The sequence below is a fragment of the Psychrobacter sp. JCM 18901 genome (genome assembly GCF_000586435.1).
Taxonomy (GTDB): domain Bacteria; phylum Pseudomonadota; class Gammaproteobacteria; order Pseudomonadales; family Moraxellaceae; genus Psychrobacter.
On the sequence record NZ_BAWH01000001.1, the window covers coordinates 151,799 to 175,394 of the forward strand.

Below are 23,596 nucleotides of genomic sequence, written 5' to 3' on the forward strand. Positions count from 1 at the left end.
AAAAACAATGATGTTTAGAAGAGATATATGAGTGAGACATAAGTAGCTTAATTCGTCTGCTACAAATATATTTAATGAAGTAAAAAATAAGCGTTCAATATCTATAGAAGACATTGAACGCTTATTTATAGGTAATTCAGCGAACCAAAACTAATTCATCAATAGTGCGATGACTGAACCGATCATAATGACGAGGGCGACAACAGTGACAATCATCAGTGTCTTTTGCTTGCTTTGAAGCTCTTTTACGGTTGTTTCAAGTTCACGATTTTTAATGGTCAAGGTATTAATCTGTGTTTGCTGTTCTTTAATACGAAGTTTGTAGTTGTTCTTTTTTTCTTCCAAGTCAGCTTCTGTAGGTTTGGTTTTGGCTTTACCACCCTTTATCTTTTTGATCAGCCCCTGAATCAAGCTGCCAAGCCCAAGCTGCATAATAAACTGTTTGACCAGTTGTACTTGAATCGACTCACCGCGCATCTGTAGCTTTTCGGTGGTTTCGCTATCATGAGTCGTGATGGCGTTGATAACTTGAATGCTATAGGCGTTGATAACCACGTCAGGCTCACTACGACCAATCGGCAGCTGGCATCTAGTAACACGCCCTTGGTACTAAAGGTGGCAAATACTTCTACATGTGGTAAATACAGGCGAAGCGCCACCACGGTGCCTTGCTTAGCAAGCGGATAAGCGGCCTTACGCAGTTCAGGATCCAAACGTAACAATAATGTCAGCGCCGACTCGATAAATACTAAAATGATATTAAGAAAAGAGTGAGACAACGTAGAACGCTTCATGTAAGTAATCCGTTTTTTATTTAGCAAGTTTTAGATATTGAGCAAACAGAAGTCTGTATTTGCCCAAGTCTTGCAGTGATATTTTGCTTATAGTAACGTCTTTATAATAAAAAGTAACGCTAGTTTCTGTAGTGGCTAAACTATTACATTACAATTTAGCAGTCAATAAAGACACTCTTATTTATGACCAGTAATATACAAACTTAATGTATAGCAATGCACAGACGGCAATTGACAAATCTTTCAAAGCGTAGAAAATAGGAAAGCCAATCGTCTCAGTTATTCAGAGCCACTTATATATAAATTCCTAACGCTTTGCGTAACATTAGGTGTCAAATACGTAGTGTAGAGCACAAAAATATGTAAAATCGCTTGCGCTCCTTATGCTGCCTTGATATAAAGACGATAACAAAGAAGAACCTGTTAATGCGCCAGTTAGGTAGTTTTTATTGCGTAAGCACCATGAGAGCGTTACAATACTTGGCGTGAGCATTTATTACCCCCTTAAACTTGAAGGAAATTTTATGAATAAGTCAGAATTAATTGATAGCATCGCAGACAAAAGTGGTCTAAATAAAACCCAAGCTGGTGATGCACTAAACGCTGTTATGGAAAGTGTTGGCGAAGCGCTAGAAGCTGGCGATAGCATCTCATTAGTTGGCTTTGGTACTTTCAGTGTAAAAGATCGCAAAGCACGCACTGGTCGCAACCCTAAGACTGGTGAAGAGCTAAGCATTCCAGCAAGCAAAGTACCAAGCTTCAAAGCTGGTAAAAACTTAAAAGAGCGCTTGAACTAAGCCGATTTTTTTAAGCATAAAATGATAGTCGGTGGTCTATAGCTGAAGTAATGAGCTAACCATCGAAGAGAGCACCTAATATTTAGGTGCTTTTTTTATCGCTATAGTTTGTATCATGCGTCGTGAATATTTTGAGTCTGCATGAAAAATCACGTATCATAGGGCGCGGGATAGGTGTGTCATTTAAGTCAGATTTCTTTAGTAAATTTTGTTTTTTTACTATAAAATGCATACGCTCTTACTCTTACCATTGCTAGCTTAGATAGCACTGATGTTGGCAGGTTGCACTCAACAGCTCCTAACAGTATTACAATGGTTTTTCATCAATATAGGTTAATAAAGCAGAGATAACTATGGATAAATTGCGCGATTTCTTAAAAAGCTGGCCAGGTCGCATTTTATTGATTTTATGCCTATCGCCGCTCGCTCTCTTGGGTGTCGAAAGCTATTTTGGCGGCAACGTCGATCCCAACCAGATTGCGCAGGTAGGTGAGGCAAGCGTAGGACTGTCCGAGTATCAAACTGCTGTCAATAGCCGTCGTTCTGAAGTACTAGAGCAAGTCGAAGATGCCAGCTTATTGAATGAAGATGTGCTTCATGAGCAAGTATTAAAAGGTCTAATCGACCGTACGTTGTTAGAGCAGCAAGCAGGCAAGCTTGGTATGACCGTGTCTGACGACACGATCAATCGTCTGCTGCGTCAAGAAGAAATATTCCAAGATGCAGAAGGTAACTTTTCAAACGATCAGTTCTCAAACTTTTTGCGTCAGCGCGGCATGACCAAAAACCAGCTATTTGCAGAATTTCGCAATCAGTTAAGCTTGGATCAATTAAATGCCAGTATCGTTGGTACGGCCGTCTATCCCATGCAAGCGGTCAGTCAATTGATTGATTTGCAACTTGAATCGCGCAACGTTTGGGTACATCGTTTTAATTGGCAAGATTATGCTGACAAAGTTAAGCTTAGCAAAGCAGACATTCAATCATATTATGATGCTAACAAAGACACATTGAAAAGTGCAGCGATGGTTGACTTGGCGTATATCCAGCTCAGCCCGCAAACTATTAAGGTTGATGAAGTAACCGCAGAAGAGTTGCAGCAACAGTACGAAGCATATAAGCAGAGCATCGCGGCTACTGATGAGCGTAAAGTCAGTCAGATTCTGTTTACTGGTAAAGATGCTAAGACAAGAGCCGACAAAGTGAAAGCACGTCTGAATAAAGGTGAAGCGTTTGCTGCGCTTGCTAAAGCAGAGTCGGATGATCCATCAGGTGAAACAGGTGGTGATATCGGACGCTTTAATCCGTCAGTGTTTGGCAGTGATGCAGATACTGTGCAAGAGGCACTAGAAGGGTTGAGCGTTGGTGATGTGACTGCGCCTATCAAACCAGCTTTGGTTATCAGATATTTACGGTTACTGAAGACAATGGCAAAAAGACTCCAAGCCTAGACAGTATGCGTGATGAGCTGACTGCGAAAGCAAAAGAATATAAACGTCAGGAAGTCTATGCTGATAAAGTGACATCAATCAATGATTTGGCGGCAGATGGTTTCAGTATCGAAGATATTGCACAGCAAGAAAACGTCAGTTTAAAGCGTATCAAAGATTATCGTAAATTGAATAACAAATCAGCACTGCCGCAACCAGCAGTCGTTAAACAGGCATTTGATGAGTTTACTATTCAAGATCAAGCGGTAACGGCAGGTGTAGAAGTTGGCAACGGTACCGTATGGTTACAGCCAAGCAATTATCGTCCTACTAAGACGCTTGCTTTGGCAAATGCAACTCCAAGAATCACTCAAATACTCCGTCAGCAGAAAGCGACAGCATTAGCTTTAAAAGATGCTAAAGCATTGGCTGCTGGTATCAAGACGCCAGCTGATATAAGTAAGCAGTCGGTAAGCTTCCAAGCACTGGGTGAGATTAACCGTCAAACGACACAGTTAACGGACAAAGAGCGTGGATTGGCCTTTAGCCAGCAAGCCGCTGATAATGGCGTCGTCGCGATTGCTAGTGAGACTGAGATGGGTGCAACGCTACTGGTTGGAGACCGTATTAAAACTGAGCAGCAGTCACCACTGTCTGATATGCAACGAGCGCAAACAGCTAGTATTATCCGTGACAATTTAGGCCAAGACCAGTTGCAAGACTATTTGGACTATCTACGTATGGTATATACGGTTGAGATTAATGAAAGCAACATGGCAAACGCACAAGGACGCTAAGTATTTGCTAGTTCGTTATTCTTAGCTATTAAAAAAGCCACTGTATCGATTGATGCAGTGGCTTTTTTGGATGATGAGTTAACGACAATTATCACGAATACTATAGAAGCTGAAAATTAGTCGCAGTAACAAATACAATTGCTGCGACTAATCCCAGTCTTACACTAATAAGTGATTGTTTAATGGCGGAAATGGCGCATGCCAGTAAATACCATCGCGATACCATGCTCATTAGCAGCAGCAATGGTCTCGTCATCACGCATAGAGCCACCTGGCTGAATGATAGCAGAGATACCTACTTCAGCAGCATTGTCGATGCCATCACGGAAAGGGAAGAACGCATCTGATGCCATAACAGCACCTTCAGTTGCGAGTCCAGCATGTTCTGCTTTGATAGCAGCAATACGTGCTGAGTTAACGCGGCTCATTTGGCCCGCGCCAACACCGATAGTACGTTGGCCTTTTGCGTAGACAATGGCATTAGATTTGACGTATTTTGCTACGTTCCAGCTAAACAATAGATCTGCCACTTGCGCTTCAGTTGGTTGTACATCAGTGACGATTTTTAGGTCGTTAGCAGTGATTAAGCCTAGATCTTGCTCTTGTACCAGTAGGCCACCGTTAACGCGCTTATAGTCAAGTTGGATATCGCGCTGATCTGGTGCTGGTAGCTCGCCGCATACCAATACACGTACGTTTTTCTTGGTAGCTGTCGCTTCAAGTACACCGTCTTCGATACTAGGTGCAATGATTACTTCTACGAACTGATTGTCGATAATGGCTTTTGCAGCAGCAAGCGTCAACGGACGGTTGAATGCGATAATACCACCAAAAGATGATTCAGGATCGGTGCTAAAAGCAGTACGATAAGCCGCTACTTGGTCATTATCAACCGCGACACCGCAAGGGTTGGCATGCTTAACGATAACGCAAGCAGGCGCGCTGAAAGCTTTAACGCACTCAAGCGCAGCATCGGTATCAGCGATGTTGTTATAAGACAATGCTTTGCCCTGTAACTGTTTAGCTGTTGCGATTGAGGCTTGTTTGCTTTTTAAAGGCTGGTTTTCAGTATAGAAAGCTGCGTTTTGATGCGGGTTTTCACCGTAGCGTAGGTCTTGTGCTTTTTCAAGCTGTACATTGAATGTACGTGGGAAGTTTTCTGGCTCTTGAGTTTCGTTGACACGGCTACCTAAGAAGTTTGCAATCATACCATCGTACTGTGCCGTATGCTCAAACGCCTTTACTGCTAAGTCATAACGCAAAGCAGTTGTCAGTTCGGTGCCACCGTCTAACGCGTTAAGTACACGGTCATAATCAGCTGGATCAGTGACGATACCTACATGAGCGTGGTTTTTCGCTGCTGAACGCACCATGGTAGGGCCGCCAATATCGATGTTTTCGATAGCGTCGTTCATAGTCACGTCAGCACGTGCAATCGTTTCAGCAAACGGATATAAGTTCACGACGACTAAGTCGATACGTTCGATCGCATGATCACTCATTACTGCATCATCTGTACCACGGCGTCCTAGAATACCACCGTGAATCTTAGGATGTAGCGTTTTAACACGGCCATCCATCATTTCAGGAAAGCCTGTGTAGTCTGATACTTCAGTCACGTCGACATTGTTTTCTGTGAGCAGACGATAAGTACCGCCAGTAGATAATAAACCAAAACCTGCTTTGAGAAGGCCTTGAGCAAACTCGACGATATTAGACTTATCGGAGACCGATAGTAGGGCAAGTGGGGTTGTACTCATAAGAAATTTTCCATAAAAAAAGCCTGACGTAAACGTCTGGCAAGGTGATGATGACAATGGTATGCCGTATCATGATAGATAAAGCGCGGAACATTTAATTGCCATACATAATGATAGTCAATGATGGGTAAGCTCATATAACAATGTTACATTAAATCATAGGTTTTCATTTTTTTTGCGCAAAGTGCCTCGATTTAGGCCTAATATCTGAGCACATTTGGTTTGGTTGCCTCTGGTTTTTTTCTAGGACGACAGATAAGAGAGGCTCTTCGACTTGCTTCAAAATCAGCTCATATAAATCAGTGGGCATCTCATCTCCTAGCATCGCAAAGTACTGACGTACCACACGCTCTACATGAACCCGTAGAGGTTGCTGCGCACTATTTGTATAGTGTTGACTAGCAAAATCAAAGCCGTGCGTAGGTGGTTGGTATTCGTCTTTATTATAATCGGCAGGGTGCTCAGAGCTTTTAGCAAAATGATTGGCATTATGCTGTGCATGAGGTGCCATAAAATAATATCCTTGAGATGAAGAAAAATTCTGATTGTGAGGGGTCAGAACCATAGTATATCAAATTAATATCGCCTAGCGCTGATAGATTCATCGTTATCTTGGCTATCACGGTCTAATTGAAAATGAATTTACGGTGTATTTTCTACTCACGCTTATTTATATATGACAACTTAATTTAATAAAGAGCGGTCATAGTAATGTCGCGGATCTGTGCATTAGCGACAGGGATAGTAAATAATAGCTGTCTATCGGTGTTGGCAGCTAACTGACTTTGCTTGCCTAATAAATAATCGTTTGGATCTGCAATAAACTCTCCAATAAGCTCATTTCTACCGTAAACGCTTATTTTTACATTTGGGTATAGTTGTGATTGCGGGCTGCCATTACTTAGAGTAGCGCCTATATCGCTAAATGTACCAGCAGTTTTAATCTGACTGCTTCTATGAAAGGTATTGCTGATGGTAAGCGCTGATAAATCTGCACTGGGCAAGCTGCAGGCAGCGACAGAGCATATCGATTGGAGACGCTGAGCATAGGCTGGGTTTTTGACTAAATTTTCTAAATTAAAAATAACATACTGTGCCGCGAGTAGCAGTGCTAAGACCAAACAACCTAATATCCATAATAGTGATGCAATTGAACGTGTCGTTTGGGTTGGTGCAAACGGTAGCTGGGTTTTTCTTAAACGATCGTCGGCAACAGGCTCTTCATCTTTAATGGGTACTCCCATATCAGATAGAAGCTGTGATAAGTCTGTGTCATCTGGTGGTGTTTCTTCGGCTTGATTTTGTTCTTCTAATAGTTTTTGCAGCCATGAATTGTTATCAGTACTCTCAACATTGGCATGAATATCATTGGCCGCTGCCGAGCTGAGCATGTTCTGTGCTGATGCTGATATTGTACTAGTAGATGGTTTCTTTATTGATGGATTAGGGCTTTTGATAGTTTCTTTAGAAGAGGGCGCTTTTGGTTTTTCTGTGGTTGCTACGCTAGGACTGGTATTACTGGCTTGGGTTAACCATGCATCCATGCTATCTAAAGAGTCATACTCTTGAACATCTTCTTCTGGATCGTCTATATCCATATCATCATGGATTAAACCATCATAAATCAAATTATCGGATGGCTTTTTCTTATTGATTGAAGGTGTAGGGCGATTTGGCACATTTTGAAGTTTATGCTGATTACTACTAGTAGACGCTTTTTGCTCGTTCAATATTGGTTGAGCTTGAGTTTTTTTGTTGAGCAGGAATGTTTTTTTTGTGGTGTTGGTTTTTGAATAACCTCAGAATTTACCACAAGATGCTTATTGACCAAAAAACTTTGCTGGCACCGATCACAGCTGATGGTAGCATTGACTTGATTTAGTTGAGTTTGTTTAACGCTATAGCAAGCTTGGCAATGGGGGCATTGGGTTTTTATTGGTGTGGTCATAGAGGCGAATCCAAAAAAGTATGGTTATCAATACCGCTTAGCCACTCACCAATAGCTGCCCACAATACTCATTTCACTTATTTAATTTCGATGAATTATGGGCAAAGACAGAGTGGCGTCAAACACGTAACATTTGACTGCCTCTATCGTAACAGATGTAATTAAATGTTGCTAGCTGGTAAATGTACCTGATAAACGCTGCCAATGTTGGTCTTCTTGTGCAGTAAAAGCATGCTTCGAATCCAGTGCAAAATATGGCTGATAAGCTTCAGTGACTTGCTCAGTTTGCGATTCAATCAAACCTGCCAAAACGATACGGCCCTTTGGCGCAATCAGTGTTGCAAAGTAAGGTGCTAAACCAATAAGCGGCTTTGCTAAAATATTGGCAACAATCACTTCTACAGGCAACACGTCATTTTGCGAGCAGTACTCTGTAAATTCTTCTGGTAGAAATGCCTGCAAACGATCGCCTACATTGTTGCGTACTGCATTCTGATTGGTAGCAAGTACCGCCTGCGGGTCAATGTCGACTGCATATACTTGACGTGCACCCAATAGCAAAGCAGCAATCCCTAGAATACCGGAGCCACAACCATAATCGATAACCACTTTGTCTGTTAGGTCTTGCTCTGTTAGCCAGTCTAGGCACAGGCGAGTCGTAGCATGATAGCCAGTACCAAATGCCAAGCCTGGATCCATAATGATATTAGTGGCTTCAGGGTTAGGCGGCGTTAGCCAGTCAGGCACAATCCATAAGTCATTAGCACATTCAATAGGATGATAGTTGCTCATCCACTCGCGCTCCCAGTCTTTATCATCAACAGCCGTTAACCAAATACGAGTAGCCTGTACTTGTGCAGCAATTTCATGACTTAATTGCTCAACCGCTTGACGACTACCTGCATCAGTAGTCGCATCAAATAGTCCTGTTAGTATCACCTCATCCCAAAGCGGCGATTCACCTGGAAGTGGCTCAAACAAAGGTTGATCGCCAGCATCGTCTAAAGCTATTGATAATGCGCCTGCTTCTAATAAAAGCGCTTCAGCCAAGTCGACGTTTGATTTTTCGCATTGTAAATGCAGTTGTTGCCATGCCATAAAGATAACCTTAAGCGGAAATAAAAATAAGTGTTAGGGAATACCCTAGATGAATCTACATACAATGAAATGTATGATGTATATAGGTGTTTTAACTAATGAATCTAAAATGTGCAAATATCAGATATTAGCGCAGTGCTTGTTTTGCTTCATTGACCACGCGTGAGTTACCCTGAGCTTGTCCTGATTGCAATATAACTTGCCATAGTGCTCGTCTACGACTGCTATCCTGAGAGACGCTAAGACCACGACGTGCCATCGCTTCTGCTTTACGAGGCTGGTTCTTTTTTAATGCTACTTGTGCCAAATAAAAATATACCGCCGACGATTTGGGCGCTAGACGCTGTGCACGGGTAAAGCTGTTCTCTGCATTGGTTAGATTGCCAGCTTTCAACTGACTGATACCTACTTGCATCAAATTGCGAAACGCAGGCAGATTACTATTATTGCTGGCAGATTGTTGAGTACGTTGCTGCGAGTTTCTTCTAGCGTGCTCAAGTAACTCATTATGCGACGGTACCGATGGTTCAGAGATGATATAGTCGTTACGAGAAGGCGCAATGATAACAGGATCAGGCTGCGTCACTTCTGGTGCAGGAGGCGTAAATACAGGTGTCTCTTGCGTTAATGGATTTGGGGTTTCGGACTGTTCAACTGTAACGTAAGGCTCGGTTGGATAGTTGCTTTGATCATTTGCTTCAGTGATAGGCGCTGGAGCAGTTGTCGTTGATTGTACTGTCGGTTGTGACGTTGGCAATGTTTGAACAGGCGTTGTTTGCACTGTGGTCGACGTGCTAGGTGCCGTCTGACAAGCACTTAGGCTTAATATACCAACGACCGCGCTGCCTGCAAGTAAGGTATTGCTTGACGTGATTTTATTACGCCATAGCATTATTGTTTGTTTTACTGAAGTAGTTGTCCGTAAGGATGACACCATCATGTTAAAACCTTTTTTTAAATATTAAAAGCTAAATACCAAAAACACTATTAAAGCCATTCAATAGCTAGAACCATTCAACAGCGCGGTCATACCAAGTATCAGCACGGTCTTCATCACCTTCACTTTGCTCGCTGCTACCTTCTGCACCCTCAGATTCAACAGCTTCGCCATTTGGAATCTCTAAACCTTCGCGGCGACGTTGTTGATTGATATCACCTTGCTGGTTCTGAAACTGTATCTGTTCACGAGCGCGATCTTGCTGATACAGGCTCAGCGCACAACTGCTGGCTTCTTCTGGTAGGTGAGCTGACATTACTGGTAGGTAGCGAGCGTTAGCACAGCGCTCATTAGACAGTTTGCCTGAATTGTTCTCTAGCCATAACCACTCGATACCTTCTGGCTCTGGTAGAGCAACCGGAGTCAGCTTTAGGCGTTTCATATAATCTACCCAAACTGGTAAGGCGCCAGTACCACCACTCAAGCCAATCGGTTTGTTATCATCACGGCCAACCCAAACGACACTCACATAGTTACCACTATAACCTGCAAACCAAGCATCGCGGTAGTCGTTTGTTGTACCTGTTTTTCCGGCTAGGTTTAAATTACTGCCGAGTGATTGGGCGCGTCTGGCCGTACCATTTGAGACGACTTGCTGTAATGCATAGTTGGTCAAAAAGTTGGTTTCAGGTGGAATGCTACGCTGAGTGTTAAGCCCAGTACGCTGTAAGATACGGCCGCGATCATCAATGACCGTACGGATACTATGAATAGGCGTACGGAAGCCACCAGTGGCAAAGACTTGATAAATGCCAAGCATATCCATTGGACTCAAATTAACTGAGCCTAGTAATGCTGATGGGTAAGGTGGAATTTTTTTTCTTTGATGCCCATGCGCTGTAATTGCTTAGCAAAGGTATTAACGCCGAACTCCATACCTAAGCGTACTGCCGCTTGGTTATATGATTGAGACAATGCCGTGGTAAATGGTACATAGCCATGATCACGATTGTCATAGTTTTTAGGGTTCCAGTCAGTACCGTCGTTTAGATTGACCGTAATAGGGGAGTCATCTACTGAACTGGCTAAGTTATAACGACCGCTCTCAAGCGCAGTCATATAAATGATAGGCTTCAGCAGTGAGCCAACTTGGCGTTTGGCATCTACGCGCGGTTAAACCCTGTAAATTCACTACCACTACCCACGACAGACACTAGCTCGCCAGTCTCAGGATTGGCACTCACTAACGCGCCTTGTAAATCCTTAGTTTTGCTACTATTACGGCGCAGTTCACCAAGTTTTCTATCAACAGCTTTGTCTGCGGCTAATTGAGCGATAGGGTCTAGAGTACTGATAATAATCAGACCTTCGTTTTTGAGGTCGTCAGAATAATAAACGGTATTTAGCTCACGTTTGACAATATCTAAGAAGTCAGGGAACTGACTTTTGCCTTCAGCAGGCTTATCCACGATACCAAGCGGTTGCTTTAAGGCTTTGTCGTAGTCTTCTTGGCTCAGTGTGCCCATTGTCAGCATGTTATTAAGTACCACATCGCGGCGTGCTTTTGAGTCATTTGGATTGCGACGTGGGTTATAAATACTTGGACCTTTTGCCATACCAACCAGCATTGCTTGCTGATCTAAGCGCAGCTCATTAAGAGGTTTGTCAAAATAAAACTGTGATGCCAAACCAAAACCATTAATAGAGCGATTGCCATTTTGACCCAGATAAATCTCATTCAAATAGGTCTGTAGAATTTCATCTTTGCTGTAATGCAGCTCAAGCAGCACGGCCATCAATGCTTCGTTGGCTTTGCGTTTGATAGTGCGATCTGAATTGAGATAGAAGTTTTTAATCAGCTGCTGGGTAATGGTCGAGCCACCTTGTCTGGCACCACCAGTAAAGTTATTAATTACGGCACGGGCGATACCACGTACCGATACCCCTTTGTGCTCATAAAACGCGCGATCTTCGGTAGCGATAAGGGCATCAATCAACGGCTGAGGCACTTCGTCCAAAGACACAACCATCCGATCTTCATTACTGTCGGGATAGATACCACCGATATTGACAGGCTCTAGACGAATGATACCGCTTTTGGCAGGCAGAGTACTTTGAATAGACTCTACTTTATTGCCAGAAATCGTCATTTTGATGACTTGCTCGGCATCTTTATCATTAGCACTATACGTAAAGCCGCGAGTGTGAATAAAGTAAGTATTACCTGTTCGGTGATAGGTACCTGTGCGGTCATAAGCTTTGTTGCTTTGATAATTGAGCAACTCTAGCCATGTCTTCATTGTATCTCTATCGACATTGGCGCCTTGGTACAGCTCAAGCGGCTGCGAATACACTTTGGCTGGAATGTCCCAGCGCTTACCCTCAAACTTATGAGTAATGGTGCGATCAAGTTTGATTAAATACAGTGCCAACAGCACCATGCCTGCGATGATGATAATTAATAGCAGACTACTAAAAACCAAGCCGCGCTGCTGCGAGGGTAGCGTATGCATAGCAGACTTAGATGACGCTGGTAACTTGTAATTAGGTTTTTGCACGGATGTCGCACCATTTTTGGATAAAAAACTGCCTCATAATGACGCAAATTGACAAATTTTTCAATCTATCATCGTCAACGCAGGCATTTATTGGTCGTAGACCATGAGCGATGGTACTGCTCATAGCGATGGCTTATAGTATAATCCCTATTAAAATACCGATACTTGTAATAAAGCGTCAGTCACTTTCAATCTGGTAGATAACCGCCATATAAGATAACAATTTACGATTGTCCTCACGATGTATTTTGTATGAATTCGCTGTTGCTAATTGTTTGCTATTAGCCGTTTGTTATGAATACTATGCTACTAACAGTAGTAATATTCATGTGATTAAAAACGGCTCTATTGCATGACGTACAGTACAGTCAATACAAGCAAGTTTGCTTTAAATGAATGCATTTTAAGCAAGCCTGTCAAAGGAAGTAAGCGCGACTATGTCTAGTATCCCATCATCAGTATCATCTGCTACCAATCACTCTTATGAAGACACCTCTATCATCGAAGGCTTAGTGCTTCCATTGGCTAACCACTGCTTTCACTGTGGTGACCCTGTACCTCAGCCACCGTTTTATGCTGAGATATTAGGTCAGTCACGAGAGATGTGTTGTATGGGCTGTCAGTTAGCTGCCCAAAGCATTGTAGAGGCTGGTCTTGAGCAGTATTATCTTGACCGTTCAGAGATTAACCGTACGGCAAGTTTGCCAACTCAGCTGACGCGTCTCGAGGTCTACGATCATGACGAGATAAAATCACAGTTCGTTTACGCGCAAGATGGCATGTCAGTAGCAGAGCTGTCTGTTAATAACTTACGCTGTGCTGCCTGTACTTGGCTGATTGAGTCGCGTCTCGATGAGCTAGAGGGTATTGGTAAATGTCAGGTAAATTTGACCAACCAACGTATGCGGGTCATTTGGGATGAGAACAAATTACCCATCAGTCGCATTTTAGCGGTCATCAACGAAATCGGCTACGAAGCCAAGCCTTATCGCCAAGATACACACGAAGCCATGCTGGCACGTCATAATAATCAAATGCTATTGCGTCTCGGCATCGCTGCACTAGGTTCGATGCAAGCCATGATGTATGCCGTTGCGCTTTATTTTGGTGAATATAGCGACATGTTGATATTTCAACGTGACTTTTTGCGTTGGGTGTCTTTATTTGTTAGTACGCCTGTTTTCTTTTATGCTGGTATTCCTTTTTTTTACCTCTGCATGGTCAGCGATTCGTGCCCGCCAAGTCAATATGGATGTGCCCGTCAGTCTTGCATTGATTATTACTTTCTTTGCCAGTCTCTACGCTACCATCACTGGGCAAGGAGAGACATACTATGACTCGGTCAGCATGTTTATTTTCTTTTTGTTGGCAGGGCGTTATATCGAGCATAACGCACGTCTAAAAGCTGCGACTATGGCTAATGATTTGGTCGTAGTTGAGCCGGTATTAGTACAAAAAGTCGCTGAAGACAAATCAGCAGCTGAGCATATTTTACAGCAGCTGAAAGAAAATACGTCTCAACAAGATGAAGCTATCGAAGATAATGCTCAAAAGGGTTCGAGTGTAGCGGCTGAATTTATGCCTGACTTTATGCAGCGTATGGACGCCAATGTTCATCAGCTCACATCACGTATCGCTCAAGACTGGCAGCAGGCACGCAACAAACAGAATGCGCAATCACAAGCAGAAGACGATATAGAGTTAAAGAAAATGGTCACCGCTCATAGTTTACAGGTGGGTGACATCATTTTAGTTGAAGCGGGCTCTGAGATTATCAGTGACGGCATCTTGCTAAGTTCTACTGCAACGGTGTCACAAAGTCTACTGACTGGCGAAGGTGATTTAATCATCAAATCCCAAGGTGATTATATCGTCGGCGGTGCACAAAACGATAGCCAGCCGTTCGAAATGCTCGTCACCGCCTTACCAAAAGACAGTCAGATAGGTTTAATTGATCGATTGATGAATCGTGCCATGAGCGAAAAACCCAAACTGGCGCAACAAGCAGATAAGCTGGCACGTTGGTTTGTCGCGCGTATTTTGGTTTTATCCGTCTTAGTATTTGTCGGCTGGTATATTGTTGACCCAAGCCAAGCGATTTGGGCTACCGTAGCAGTCTTGGTGGCTACTTGTCCTTGTGCGCTATCGTTGGCGACACCGATTGCCTTGACCGTCTCAACCAATCGTCTGGCAAGCTATGGTTTTTTGACGACGCGTGGCCATACCTTACAAACGCTGGCTGAAATCACGCATGTCGCTTTTGATAAGACAGGCACGCTGACTTATGGCAAACCAAATTTATTAAATATCGAGTTAATAAGACCAAAAAGCCAGACCGAAATTGACGATTTATCATTAACAGCGCAAAAAGATACGCTGCTGGCAATTGCAGCTGCACTAGAAGTAGGGAGTCGTCATCCAATTGCCCACGCGTTACTGACGGCGGCCTATCAGTTACACCTGCCATCGACGCAAGCCGTACAGCATTATCCAGCAGGCGGTGTAGAAGCAATGATTGATGGCACTGTATATCGAATCGGTCACAAGGACTTTGCGTTAGATAAAACAGATAATAGCGTCAATGATATAGATGCTAGTAATGATTTAACCATCGATCTAGTAGCGCAACGAGCCAGCTCAGCAGTGGTATTGTCTTATCAAAATACAGATAGCAAAAAATGGCAGGCGCTGGCATGCTTTTATTTTAATGACAAGGTACGTGATAGTGCGCAGTCGATGCTCGATACGCTCAAAGGACTAGGTATCGAGTCTGTTATGTTGACAGGTGACCCAAGCCCGCAAGCGCTAGTGATGGCTGATAGTTTAGGTATGCAAGCTGCATACAACGGACTATCACCGACTGATAAGGTCAACCATATTCAGCAGCTGCAATCCAAAGGAGCTGTGGTGCTAATGGTGGGTGATGGTATCAATGATGCACCAGTATTAGCAGCAGCAGACGTTTCGACTTCGATTGCAGGTGCGGCAGACTTAGCACAAGTATCTAGTGATAGTATTATCTTAAACGGACAAATAGAGGCCATCACTGCGGCTAAACGTATCTCTGATAAGACGGAACGTATTATCAAGCAAAACTTCCGTTGGGCACTCGCTTATAATAGTATCGTCCTGATACCAGCGGCTTTAGGTTATGTACCACCTTGGCTTGCTGCAATTGGTATGTCGCTCAGTTCGTTATTTGTCGTGTTAAATGCATTACGCTTAAAACGTGCTTAGTCTCTTTAAAAAGCATTTAATATAAACAGGTCTGTAAAGTTTGCTCATAAAAAACCGCCTTCCATCAAATGAAAGGCAGTTTTTTTCTATACAGAGATACAGTTAAGTAGCTCTTACAATTAGTCTTGTAGATAGCTTAATAGACGCATAAATTCGATATACATCCAAACTAGGGTCGCAAGAATACCAATACTGAACAACCACTCGTAATCTTCAGAAACACCCATCGCCACACCGCGATCAATATTATCAAAATCTAATAGCAAGGTGAAAGAAGCGATAACGATGACAAATAAGCTAAAGCCAATAGCGATAGCGCCACCTTCAAATAGGAACGGTAGTGATGAACCAAACGCTAAAGAAAGTACCCACTGTGCTACATAAACAAGCATAATGCAATAACTGCCGAGGTCACGATAGAGCGGAACTTTTCAGTAACCTTAACTAGACCTGAACGATATAACCCAAGCATAACTGCAGCTGTGACAAAAGTTGCGCACATTGCCGTGACTGGTACCGTTGGATACATTCTCATGAAAAATAATGAGATGCCGCCCAAAAAGATACCTTCTAGCAAGGCGTAAGGCACTGCCAAGGTTTTGGCTTTTTGCGGCTTGAAGGTAATAAAAAGCGCCAGAACAAACGCAGCAATCATGCTACCAAAGGCTGCCATCGTAATAAAACCTTGCGATAAACCTGCCATAAGCGCATAAAAGAAAAAGCCCACACCAGTAATGCTGATAAGCCAAGTAACAAACTGGTCTTTTGAATTACGCCCTTGACCGTCATTGGATTACCGCCGATCGCAAGTTCTGCGCGACTGACAATAGGATTGGCCATACATAAGTCCTTAATAATAAGATATAAAAATAGTAATGATAGTTACTTTAGCAAAACCGCCATTATTGTCAACTGTGTTTGCGTGACAATTGCTGCGGTGCAACCTTAGACTGCTCATTGGCTAGCGCATCGAGCTACTGTATCGCTCAATACGCTAATTGAAAAACTGAACAGAAAGATCTGACTAAGTAAAACATTCGATAGCTTTTATATGGGGTCAGTTACGACAGTTAACAACGATAATTCATAAACATGCTAGTCTAAGCGCGCATTTATCGCTATCATTACCTTGTACTTTACCGTTATACCGAGTCGTTTTATGGAAAACTCAGCGCAGTCAGCAAGATTGCCACACTTACATGAATCAGAGCTATTCCACGCTATTAAAAACCCCGCCTTTAGCGTATTGGTCTAATGGGCCGTGCTGGTAAACGTAGTGTCACTCAAAGCTTGGTACAGATTGCCCAAACCGTCAATGATATGAATTTGACTTTGATAATGGATGTACAAACAGCCAATTTACCAACGCTTGACCTCACAGATATAGAAAGAGTCAAAATCGTCAAACGTGGTTTGATTGGTGAGATTTGTGATTTGGTTATTGTTGTTGGCGGTGATGGTTCGATATTACATGCCGCTGAGGCGCTAGCACGCTACCGTGTACCTGTATTAGGGGTTAACCGTGGTCGTCTAGGATTTTTAGCAGACGTAAAACCTGATGAGCTGCCTTCAAGTTACGCCAAGTATTGATGGGAGACTATCAACTGGACATCGGTTTTTATTGACGATGGAGATACGAGAAGGTCGCAAAATTATCCATGAAGACATGGCCCTGAACGACATCGTACTGCATGCTGGTAAATCCGTACATATGATTGATTTTCAGATGAAAATTGATGGACATGACGTTTATAGACAGCATAGTGATGGCTTAATAGCGGCAACACCGACTGGCTCTACTGCTTATGCCTTATCAGGCGGCGGTCCAATCATTCATCCGAGTATGGATGCTATTTGTCTGGTGCCAATGCATCCCCATACGTTATCTAGCAGACCGATTGTGGTCAGCGGTAATAGTGAGGTCTGTATTCGTATCCACGAAGACAATCGTACTCAACCGATGGTGAGTGCAGATGGTAAGCCAAGCGTGCCACTTGAGCAAGAGCAGCGCCTACATATTCGTAAGCATCCTGATAAGCTTACCTTGTTGCACCCACCTGGGTTTGACTTTTATGAGGCCTGCCGTACAAAGCTGCACTGGAACGTACATGCCGAAGAATTCAGTCTTGATGTCGATGATGATATTATAGACGATGAATAAGCGTATCTATTAGACCCAAATATGATACAAAAAATGGTAGTGGAGAGTAGGTAAGATGGATAAACAAACAATACTAGCAAGTCTAACGCCCGAAGTGGTTGATAAATTTCGTATGGCGATTGAGCTAGGTAAATGGCCTGACGGTCGTAAGATTACCGCTGAGCAGCGTGAGACTTGTATGCAAGCAGTGATGGTATGGGAGCATGAGCATCTGCCGCCAGCCGAGCGTACAGGTTATATTCATAAACCGGTAAAAGATGATGGTTCTGTCGTTGGTGCTGAATGTGACGTCGAGCACGAGCATCACTATCCTAATATGCCGAATCCTAAAGGCGCGGTACAGCCTGTTAAGTTTCGTGATAAATAGATCTATAAATAAGTTGTAATAGTTGTTATAAAAACACTCATCATAAAAAGCCACGCTATATAGCGTGGCTTTTTTTACTTTATCAATAATTAAATTATCAATAATTAAATTATCAGAAATAGCTTAATCATTATAGACGATTAAATAGCAGTCGTATCGACACTAGGACGAACCGTTAGCGGGTTCTTTTGCATCAAAAATCCTTGCCAGCCCCAATGTAAAAAATTACGGATATTGGCATGATCGGTACCGTTAGGCGTTGCTTGAACCTTGGCATAATGCTCGCCAAATAGTTTAAGCGTGTCCAATTGGTTCAGACCATGGTGCTTAGCAAAACCAAAGATCTTTGCGCTACCTTCGTTCTCACCGGCTGCATTATGTACCATCCCATTTACAAAAGGGGCAGGTGCATAGCGATAAAAATCATCGATAAAGCTGATGACATCATTGAATCCAATGGCTTTTTTGTTCAAACCATTAAGTAATGCCGATACATCTGATTGGCGGATACTCATAAATAAATGACCTCAGAGCAGATTAAAAAAACAATATAATATTTATGTGTGCTCAATGATGGTAATAGCCGTTGAGCGTTCAGCATTATAATTTAGCTAGCTTAGCGATTAAAGTAGTCTTCGTCATCAAACGAAGGCGAAAAGTTGCCTTGCTCAAGATGCTGCATTTGCGACTGTACAGAACGCTCATGCTGAATACGTTGATAAATCTCTTCGCGGTGTACTGCAATATCTTTAGGTGCGTTTACACCGATACGTACTTGATTGCCTTTGACGCCTAGAACCGTCACACTTACTTCGTCGCCAATCATTAGCGTTTCGCCCACGCGGCGTGTCAAAATTAACATGCGTCACACTCCTTATGTCGCATCAACAAATTATTACTCATCAGATTACTTCTCAATTGCAGAACATCACCGCAGCACCAAACACGCAATATAACCATTATCACGATGCCAGATATCGTGCCAATAGCGGTAATGATAGGTAGATTCATTTAGCCCAAATGAAAGCCCCATTATAGGCGGCATAACAGATACTGTCACGGTTTTTCACAAAACTATTAGGTAAATGCTCATTTCAACTATGCTAAAAAATAAAAATAGGACCTAAAAAGATCCTATTTTATTTAAGTACTGTATTTATTTGGATATTATTAATTTAAAAGCTATTAATCCATATGCTGTTTATCTACATACTATATAAAGTCATTAATAGCGGTTAATAGATAACCATCAATGCTAATGCTATATTTTAACAGTTTTTATGTCTTATAGCCCAGCGATTTTGCTTTCGCCGTCTTCACGATCTAGGCCAAATGCCGTGTGCAATGACTTAACGGCTTTTTCTAAGTGTTGATCTTGAATCAGAACCGATACTTTGATTTCGCTGGTTGAAATCATTTGGATATTGATGTTGTTTTCAGCGAGTGTTTGGAACATGAGGCTAGCGACACCTGCGTGTGAGCGCATGCCAACACCAACTAGTGACACTTTGACGACTTCACTGTTGCCCAATATTTCTTTGGCGCCAATTTCATCTTTTACTTCTTCGTTAAGCACTTTTAGCGTCTTATCTAAATCAGTGCGGTTAACCGTAAAAGTAAAGTCAGTAGTACCGTTATCCGAAAGATTTTGTACAATCATATCGATTTCGATATTGGCACGACCAATTGGGCTTAAGATAGCAGAGGCGATACCAGGATGGTCAGGCACGCCGCGTACTAAGATTTTTGCTTCGTCTCTGTTGAACGCGATACCTGAGATGATTGCCTGTTCCATATTGTCTCCTTCGTCTATCGTTATTAGGGTACCCACGTTGTCTTGAAACTCTTGGTCAAAGCTACCGTCTGTGTTTTCATCAAAGCTAGAGAGTACACGTAGCGGCACGCCATATTTACCAGCGAATTCTACTGAGCGAATTTGTAGAATCTTAGAGCCAAGACTTGCCATTTCAAGCATTTCTTCAAACGTAATTTTTTCAAGCTTTTTGGCTTTTGAGGTCACACGAGGGTCAGTGGTATAGACACCATCGACATCGGTATAAATTTGACACTCGTCAGCGCCTAAGGCTGCAGCAATCGCCACACCTGTGGTATCAGAACCGCCGCGTCCTAATGTGGTCGCGTTGCCTTCTTCGTCAATACCTTGGAAACCTGCCACAATAACGATATTGCCAGCATCTAATTGCTCGCGTATGTTTTTGTCATCGATACTTTCGATACGGGCTTTGTTATGGGCGTTGTCGGTCTTAATCGCTACTTGGCGACCAGTCATTGAACGGGCACCAATACCAAGCTCTTTAATCGCCATAGCGAGTAGTGAGATAGAAACCTGCTCACCTGTTGAGACCATTTGATCGTATTCGCGAGGATCAGGTTGCGTGCTAATTTGGCGAGCTAGATCAATCAAACGGTTAGTTTCGCCGCTCATGGCTGAGACCACGACGACCACTTGATGACCATTGTCATGCCAGCGTTTGACTCGTTTGGCGACGTTTTTGATGCGGTCGATACTGCCCATCGAGGTGCCGCCGTATTTCTGTACTATTAACGCCATAAAAATCTACCTATTTATTCAATAATGACTTTTTATTGTCATTGATGAGAGTCAATGTGATACTCGCCAATGCTTGTATAGATAAAGCCAGATGATAAGAGTTATGCCTTTAGGTTTTTCATTCTTTTAATGGTATGTATCAACCTTATAGAATGAACAATATGCCCAAACGTTGACCTTTATACCATATCTACCGCATAACTTTAAGCCTCAGGAGCGCTTAGATGTATGGCGATTGGTTATAGTAGTTATAACCAATCACGTATTTTATGCGTAGTAGAGTAAAGCTATGCGATAAATATAAGGTACATTGTGACGCGCTATACCAATATATTCGCTAGATTAATATTCACTAGCTTAGCTAAGCTGGGTTTCAATCCAAGCAGATAGAGCGCTGATAACCGCTGCACTGTTACCAGACTTCGGTGCGCCACCTTGTGCGTAGTCAGGCTTACCGCCACCTTTACCACCAAGCTCACCTGCCAAATGACGAATAATATCACCAGCCTTCACTTTGGCAGTGACAGGTTTTGCGACGCTTGCTGCGAGTGCTAATTGGTCATCTTTATCACCAATCAATACAATCACGCTATCAGGCAGTTTTGATTTGATATCGTCCATCAGTGTACGGATGGATTTACCATCGATACCACTTAAGGTGCTGATAAGAACTGGCGTACCTGCGATCGTTTGTACATCATCAAGCAAATTGGCTGCTTGAGCACTGGCGATTTTTTTGTTGCAAACGCTCTAGTTGTTTTTCTAGGTCACGTTGCTTATCAGCCATAGTACGGACACGCTGCGCTACTTCAGGACGTTTTACTTTCAGCTGACTTGCCAACTCACTTAGCTGTTGCTCGCTTTGCTGAATGTTTTTGACCGCATTCATACCTGTGACAGCTTCAACTCGGCGGATACCAGCCGCAATACCAGACTCACTGGTGATTTTTAGCACACCGATATCGCCCGTACGCTGTACGTGCAAGCCACCGCATAGCTCGATAGAGAAAGGCTTGCGCTGACCATCAACGATACGGTCTGTACCCATGGTTAGGACTCGAACGTCACTGCCGTACTTTTCGCCAAACAGTGCCATAGCGCCTTGACTCATCGCTTCATCAATCGACATGTGCTCGATGCGGGCAGGGGTGTTGGCTTGGATTTGCTCATTAACGAGACGTTCGACACGCATGATTTCAGCGGCGCTAACAGGCTTGTCATAAGCAAAGTCAAAACGTAACACTTCGCTTGAGACCAACGAGCCTTTTTGCGTGACCGCGTCGCCTAGCACTTCTCTTAGCGCTGCATGCAATAGGTGAGTGGCCGAGTGGTTTTTGGCACTGGCTGCACGAATGCTAGACAGTACTTGCGCTTCAGCGGTTTGCTTAGTGCTGATATCGCCCATGGTGACGACACCATAATGGATAATCGCCTGACCAGATTTTTTTGGTATCTTGCACTTCAAAGACACCAGATGCTGTACGGATTTCACCAAGCTCACCAACTTGCCCACCACCTTCAGCATAAAATGGGGTGCGATCTAATACCACAACGCCTTCCATGCCTTCTGTTAAGCTGTCTGCTGGGTTGCCGTCTTGATAAAGCGCGTCAATAGTCACGCCGTCTTCTTCAAGCTGCTCATAGCCGATAAATGTCGTTGGCGTTTCTACTTGGATGACACTGCTGTAATCGACGTCAAACTTGCCAGCATCACGCGCACGCTCACGTTGTGCCTGCATATGCTCATCAAATTCGGCTTCATCAATAGCAATACCACGCTCACGAGTGATATCTGCGGTCAAATCAAGTGGGAAACCATAGGTATCATAGAGCTTAAATGCCGCTTCACCAGATAGCGTATCGCCATCTTGTAAGCCTTCAAGTTCGCTGGCAAGTAAACGTAAGCCTTGTGCCAATGTTTTAGCAAACTGTGCTTCTTCTTTTTGAATAGCACTTTCGATGACGCTTTGTTTGTCTTGTAGCTCAGGATAGGCACTGCCCATTTCAGCGACGAGTGGCGCAACCATCTTATAGAAGAACTCGCTATCAGCGCCAAGCTTGTTGCCATGACGTACCGCGCGACGAATGACACGGCGCAATACATAGCCGCGACCTTCATTACTTGGCGTAACACCATCAGCAATCAAAAATGCTACAGCACGAATATGGTCGGCGATGACTTTCAATGATGATTGTTGCTCATTATTGATCTCTAAGATGTCAGCTGCTGCATCCATCAAATGAACAAATAAGTCGATTTCATAGTTGCCATGAACGCCTTGCATGATGGCACTAATACGCTCAAGCCCCATGCCTGTATCGACGCTAGGTGCAGGCAGTGGTAATAGTGTGCCGTCCTTTTGACGATTGAACTGCATGAATACACAGTTCCAAATCTCAATATAGCGATCGCCGTCTTCTTCTGGCGTACCTGGCAGGCCGCCTTCGATATCGGCGCCGTGGTCATAAAAGACTTCGGTGCAAGGACCACAAGGACCCGTGTCACCCATCGTCCAAAAGTTATCAGAAGCGTAAGGAGCCCCTTTGTTATCACCAATACGAATGATGCGCTCACTTGGAATACCGATGTTTTTATTCCAAATTTCGAAGGCTTCGTCATCAGTCTCATAGATAGTGACATAGAGACGATCTTTATCAATCGCTAACCATTTATCTGAGGTCAAAAACTCCCAGATATACTCGATGCCTGCTTGTTTAAAGTAATCACCAAATGAGAAATTACCAAGCATTTCAAAGAACGTATGATGACGGGCAGTATAGCCGACGTTATCTAAGTCATTATGTTTGCCGCCAGCACGTACACACTTTTGAGAGGTTACCGCACGTGTATAGTCACGTGGTTCCATACCCAAAAAGGTTTCTTTAAACTGATTCATACCGGCATTGGTAAATAGCAATGTCGGATCATTGTGTGGAATCAAGCTAGACGATGAAACTTGGGTGTGCTGCTTGCTTATGAAAAAATCGATAAAGGCTTGGCGAATATCGGCTGAGCGAAATGGCTGGCTCACAGCGGCTCCTTACTGACGGATAGAATTGAGTAAATGACATAAAATAATTTTGCAAGCGATTTTAGCACAAACGCCCAAGCTCTTGGTACAAGAGTTATAACTACTAGG

General features: G+C 43.2%; 16 protein-coding genes and 6 pseudogenes. 8 read left to right on the forward strand and 14 right to left on the reverse strand.

Annotated features, from left to right (window positions below):
- Nucleotides 1-150: 150 nt before the first annotated feature.
- Both TT11_RS00730 and TT11_RS00735 read right to left on the reverse strand, forming a co-directional pair.
- Nucleotides 151-432 (reverse strand): hypothetical protein, encoded by a 282-nt coding sequence (locus TT11_RS00730; RefSeq protein WP_261868759.1) that lies wholly within the window; start codon nucleotides 430-432, stop codon nucleotides 151-153.
- Nucleotides 408-794: a hypothetical protein gene (locus TT11_RS00735; protein ID WP_261868760.1), complete on the reverse strand. Its 387-nt coding sequence runs from the start codon at nucleotides 792-794 to the stop codon at nucleotides 408-410. The genes TT11_RS00730 and TT11_RS00735 overlap by 25 nt, the downstream gene beginning before the upstream one ends.
- Nucleotides 795-1,318: 524 nt before the next feature.
- Here TT11_RS00735 and TT11_RS00740 point away from each other — a divergent pair.
- From TT11_RS00740 to TT11_RS00750, 3 genes are all read left to right on the forward strand, one after another.
- On the forward strand, nucleotides 1,319-1,591 hold the full coding sequence (locus TT11_RS00740; RefSeq protein WP_045445077.1) for an HU family DNA-binding protein: 273 nt from the start codon (nucleotides 1,319-1,321) through the stop codon (nucleotides 1,589-1,591).
- 353 nt (nucleotides 1,592-1,944) lie between these two features.
- Nucleotides 1,945-3,042 (forward strand): SurA N-terminal domain-containing protein, encoded by a 1,098-nt coding sequence (locus TT11_RS00745; RefSeq protein ID WP_261868761.1) that lies wholly within the window; start codon nucleotides 1,945-1,947, stop codon nucleotides 3,040-3,042.
- Between the two features lie 5 nt (nucleotides 3,043-3,047).
- Nucleotides 3,048-3,818, forward strand: coding sequence for a hypothetical protein (locus TT11_RS00750; protein ID WP_261868762.1), 771 nt, complete (start codon nucleotides 3,048-3,050; stop codon nucleotides 3,816-3,818).
- 179 nt (nucleotides 3,819-3,997) lie between these two features.
- On the opposite strand, the gene purH is transcribed toward TT11_RS00750, so the two are convergent.
- The 7 genes and pseudogenes from purH to mrcB form a co-directional block, all read right to left on the reverse strand.
- Nucleotides 3,998-5,578: a bifunctional phosphoribosylaminoimidazolecarboxamide formyltransferase/IMP cyclohydrolase gene (gene purH / locus TT11_RS00755; RefSeq protein ID WP_201605573.1), complete on the reverse strand. Its 1,581-nt coding sequence runs from the start codon at nucleotides 5,576-5,578 to the stop codon at nucleotides 3,998-4,000.
- Between the two features lie 156 nt (nucleotides 5,579-5,734).
- Nucleotides 5,735-5,903, reverse strand: a pseudogene (locus tag TT11_RS16790) (helix-turn-helix domain-containing protein).
- Nucleotides 5,904-6,267: 364 nt separating this feature from the next.
- Nucleotides 6,268-7,308, reverse strand: a complete 1,041-nt coding sequence (locus TT11_RS00765) for a DUF3426 domain-containing protein (protein ID WP_261868764.1) — start codon at nucleotides 7,306-7,308, stop codon at nucleotides 6,268-6,270.
- Nucleotides 7,305-7,526, reverse strand: a complete 222-nt coding sequence (locus tag TT11_RS00770) for an MJ0042-type zinc finger domain-containing protein (protein WP_261868765.1) — start codon at nucleotides 7,524-7,526, stop codon at nucleotides 7,305-7,307. Before TT11_RS00770 ends, TT11_RS00765 begins: the two co-directional genes overlap by 4 nt.
- A gap of 171 nt (nucleotides 7,527-7,697) precedes the next feature.
- The gene (gene prmA, locus TT11_RS00775) at nucleotides 7,698-8,624 is read right to left on the reverse strand and encodes a 50S ribosomal protein L11 methyltransferase (RefSeq protein ID WP_261868766.1); all 927 of its coding nucleotides are present in this window, start codon (nucleotides 8,622-8,624) and stop codon (nucleotides 7,698-7,700) included.
- Nucleotides 8,625-8,751: 127 nt separating this feature from the next.
- Complete coding sequence (locus TT11_RS00780) at nucleotides 8,752-9,564, reverse strand: tetratricopeptide repeat protein (protein WP_261868767.1); 813 nt, start codon at nucleotides 9,562-9,564, stop codon at nucleotides 8,752-8,754.
- A gap of 64 nt (nucleotides 9,565-9,628) precedes the next feature.
- Nucleotides 9,629-12,074, reverse strand: a pseudogene (gene mrcB, locus TT11_RS00785) (penicillin-binding protein 1B).
- 482 nt (nucleotides 12,075-12,556) lie between these two features.
- Here mrcB and TT11_RS16795 point away from each other — a divergent pair.
- Both TT11_RS16795 and TT11_RS00790 read left to right on the forward strand, forming a co-directional pair.
- Entirely contained in the window at nucleotides 12,557-13,456 is a 900-nt protein-coding gene (locus tag TT11_RS16795) for a heavy metal translocating P-type ATPase metal-binding domain-containing protein (protein ID WP_370587729.1), read from the forward strand.
- Complete coding sequence (locus TT11_RS00790) at nucleotides 13,368-15,356, forward strand: heavy metal translocating P-type ATPase (RefSeq protein ID WP_370587741.1); 1,989 nt, start codon at nucleotides 13,368-13,370, stop codon at nucleotides 15,354-15,356. Before TT11_RS16795 ends, TT11_RS00790 begins: the two co-directional genes overlap by 89 nt.
- A gap of 119 nt (nucleotides 15,357-15,475) precedes the next feature.
- Here TT11_RS00790 and TT11_RS00795 read toward each other — a convergent pair.
- Nucleotides 15,476-16,196, reverse strand: a pseudogene (locus TT11_RS00795) (Bax inhibitor-1/YccA family protein).
- Nucleotides 16,197-16,515: 319 nt separating this feature from the next.
- On the opposite strand from TT11_RS00795, the pseudogene TT11_RS00800 reads away from it, so the two are divergent.
- Nucleotides 16,516-17,517 (forward strand): annotated as a pseudogene (locus TT11_RS00800) (NAD(+) kinase).
- Between the two features lie 55 nt (nucleotides 17,518-17,572).
- Nucleotides 17,573-17,884 (forward strand): YeaC family protein, encoded by a 312-nt coding sequence (locus tag TT11_RS00805; protein ID WP_057759241.1) that lies wholly within the window; start codon nucleotides 17,573-17,575, stop codon nucleotides 17,882-17,884.
- 140 nt (nucleotides 17,885-18,024) lie between these two features.
- On the opposite strand, the gene TT11_RS00810 is transcribed toward TT11_RS00805, so the two are convergent.
- Nucleotides 18,025-18,399: a HopJ type III effector protein gene (locus tag TT11_RS00810; protein ID WP_057759243.1), complete on the reverse strand. Its 375-nt coding sequence runs from the start codon at nucleotides 18,397-18,399 to the stop codon at nucleotides 18,025-18,027.
- 179 nt (nucleotides 18,400-18,578) lie between these two features.
- Nucleotides 18,579-18,746: pseudogene (gene csrA / locus TT11_RS00815) on the reverse strand (carbon storage regulator CsrA); the annotation flags it as partial.
- A gap of 14 nt (nucleotides 18,747-18,760) precedes the next feature.
- On the opposite strand from csrA, the gene TT11_RS00820 reads away from it, so the two are divergent.
- The gene (locus TT11_RS00820; RefSeq protein WP_261868768.1) at nucleotides 18,761-18,889 is read left to right on the forward strand and encodes a hypothetical protein; all 129 of its coding nucleotides are present in this window, start codon (nucleotides 18,761-18,763) and stop codon (nucleotides 18,887-18,889) included.
- A 280-nt stretch (nucleotides 18,890-19,169) separates the two neighbouring features.
- Here TT11_RS00820 and TT11_RS00825 read toward each other — a convergent pair whose 3' ends face one another.
- Both TT11_RS00825 and alaS read right to left on the reverse strand, forming a co-directional pair.
- A complete protein-coding gene (locus TT11_RS00825) occupies nucleotides 19,170-20,456 on the reverse strand; it encodes an aspartate kinase (protein ID WP_057759246.1) in 1,287 nt (428 codons plus the stop codon).
- Between the two features lie 357 nt (nucleotides 20,457-20,813).
- Nucleotides 20,814-23,488: pseudogene (gene alaS, locus TT11_RS00830) on the reverse strand (alanine--tRNA ligase).
- Nucleotides 23,489-23,596 lie beyond the last annotated feature (108 nt).

Bases quoted from the DNA above. Each gene is read 5' to 3' on its own strand.
- TT11_RS00730 (WP_261868759.1), bottom strand. From the start codon at position 432: ATGCAGCTTGGGCTTGGCAGCTTGATTCAGGGGCTGATCAAAAAGATA.
- TT11_RS00735 (WP_261868760.1), bottom strand. From the start codon at position 794: ATGAAGCGTTCTACGTTGTCTCACTCTTTTCTTAATATCATTTTAGTA.
- TT11_RS00740 (WP_045445077.1), top strand. From the start codon at position 1,319: ATGAATAAGTCAGAATTAATTGATAGCATCGCAGACAAAAGTGGTCTA.
- TT11_RS00745 (WP_261868761.1), top strand. From the start codon at position 1,945: ATGGATAAATTGCGCGATTTCTTAAAAAGCTGGCCAGGTCGCATTTTA.
- TT11_RS00750 (WP_261868762.1), top strand. From the start codon at position 3,048: ATGCGTGATGAGCTGACTGCGAAAGCAAAAGAATATAAACGTCAGGAA.
- purH (WP_201605573.1), bottom strand. From the start codon at position 5,578: ATGAGTACAACCCCACTTGCCCTACTATCGGTCTCCGATAAGTCTAAT.
- TT11_RS00770 (WP_261868765.1), bottom strand. From the start codon at position 7,526: ATGACCACACCAATAAAAACCCAATGCCCCCATTGCCAAGCTTGCTAT.
- prmA (WP_261868766.1), bottom strand. From the start codon at position 8,624: ATGGCATGGCAACAACTGCATTTACAATGCGAAAAATCAAACGTCGAC.
- TT11_RS00780 (WP_261868767.1), bottom strand. From the start codon at position 9,564: ATGATGGTGTCATCCTTACGGACAACTACTTCAGTAAAACAAACAATA.
- TT11_RS16795 (WP_370587729.1), top strand. From the start codon at position 12,557: ATGTCTAGTATCCCATCATCAGTATCATCTGCTACCAATCACTCTTAT.
- TT11_RS00790 (WP_370587741.1), top strand. From the start codon at position 13,368: ATGGATGTGCCCGTCAGTCTTGCATTGATTATTACTTTCTTTGCCAGT.
- TT11_RS00805 (WP_057759241.1), top strand. From the start codon at position 17,573: ATGGATAAACAAACAATACTAGCAAGTCTAACGCCCGAAGTGGTTGAT.
- TT11_RS00810 (WP_057759243.1), bottom strand. From the start codon at position 18,399: ATGAGTATCCGCCAATCAGATGTATCGGCATTACTTAATGGTTTGAAC.
- TT11_RS00820 (WP_261868768.1), top strand. From the start codon at position 18,761: ATGTCGCATCAACAAATTATTACTCATCAGATTACTTCTCAATTGCAG.
- TT11_RS00825 (WP_057759246.1), bottom strand. From the start codon at position 20,456: ATGGCGTTAATAGTACAGAAATACGGCGGCACCTCGATGGGCAGTATC.